At 70.2% G+C, this 1,421-nt stretch carries 1 protein-coding gene and 1 pseudogene; one reads left to right on the forward strand and one right to left on the reverse strand.

Features of this window, described 5'->3' with window-relative positions:
• The first annotated feature begins 360 nt into the window (after positions 1-360).
• On the forward strand, positions 361-912 hold the full coding sequence (locus AC08ON_RS01755) for an RNA polymerase sigma factor (RefSeq protein WP_476616336.1): 552 nt from the start codon (positions 361-363) through the stop codon (positions 910-912).
• Here AC08ON_RS01755 and AC08ON_RS01760 read toward each other — a convergent pair.
• Positions 890-1,421, reverse strand: a pseudogene (locus AC08ON_RS01760) (DEAD/DEAH box helicase); the annotation flags it as partial. The gene AC08ON_RS01755 and the pseudogene AC08ON_RS01760 sit on opposite strands and share 23 nt — an antisense overlap.

A 1,421-nucleotide genomic window follows, 5' to 3' on the forward strand; every position in this document is an offset into this window, starting at 1 on the left:
CAGTGACCGGGGGCGAGTGGCTCCATAAGAGCTTACGAAGCAGAACGTCATTATCTCGCCCGTTTTGGCGGTGTACTGACCGGTTGATGGCGCCAATGCGGCTCGCGATAAGCTCGGGTCACGGCCAGGCGATAACACGGTGCGTATCGATCGGGCGGGTACGTCGCCCACCGGGATATGCCGCTGCTGGCCTACCCGGGAGCGGATGGTAATGTCCGCCTTGTCCTAGTCCGCTGTTCTGGCAAGCAGCGGGTCCAACTGGCCAAGGCACATCGCGGTTCTCGGTGCTGGCGCGCTCCGGGAAGGTAGGCGATCGTGCTGGGGGGTGGCGCGGTCTGAGCATGACAGGTGGAGCAAACCGTGACATGCCCTGCCGGGGACACGCCCTCGGTTGATTTTGTATCCGCTGCGCCCGTGGTCGAGCTGGACCGGCCATACAGCCAGCAGCGCTGGTCGCTGATGCTCCCGCACCGTGATCGGCTCATCCACATAGCCCGTAGGCGGTTGCCGAGCAAGGCCGACGCGGAGGACTGCGTACACGAGGCATTCATCCGCGCCGCCGGATTTCGGGATCTCGACGCGAGCCGGGTCGGGCAGTTTCTGACGACGACGGTGCTACGTCTCTGCGTTGATCACCATAGAGCTCGTCAGCGTGCGGAGCGGGCGGTCGTGCGCGGCTATCTGCAGCCGTGGGAGCCGGCCCCGGACGACGCCGTCTGTGACCGTGCGGAAGCCCGCTGGCTGCTGGCCCGGGCCGGGGGACTGCAGGGCCGGGAGCGTGAGGTGATCATGGATCGGGCGGCCGGGAAGAGTACCCGGGAGGCGGCCGCGGATCTGGAGATCAGTCTCAAGGCGGCCGAGGGAGCGTTCACCCGCGGACGTGCCCGTCTTATTTCCTTCTCTCGGAACTGATGCTCCGCAGCCGCAGGCCCCGCGGGGTCGGGTGGAAACCGGCGCGCTCCAGGGCGGCACCCAGGGTGCTGCCGACGATCGTCTGGCCGTCCGCCTTCTCCACCGTGAGCCTGCCGAGCAGGCCGTCCCGCACGGCGCGGGCCAACGCCTCCACCGCCGGGGCCACCCGATGGTCGTCCTCGGTCCATGACAGCAGGGAACGGCCCCCGCGTTCCACGTAGAGGATGAGTTCCCCGTCGATGATGACGACCGTCGCGCCCGCCTTGCGCCCCGGCCGGTGGCCGGCGGCGCCGTCCGCGTCATCCCCCGGTCGGGTCGGCCAGGGCAGCGCGGCACCGAACGGGTTGGCCGGATCGGCCGCGGCCAGGACGACGGCCTGCGCGGACGATGAGCTCGGTGGGCCGGCCGCCGGCTGCGCCCAGGCCGGGGCCGCCTCGGCGTCCCGCTGTGCCGCGGCGATGGAGCGCAGCCGATCGACCGCTCCCGGGACGGCGAACTGGGCCGCGCCC

It is taken from the genome of Frankia sp. CoWAU3 (assembly GCF_977971855.1).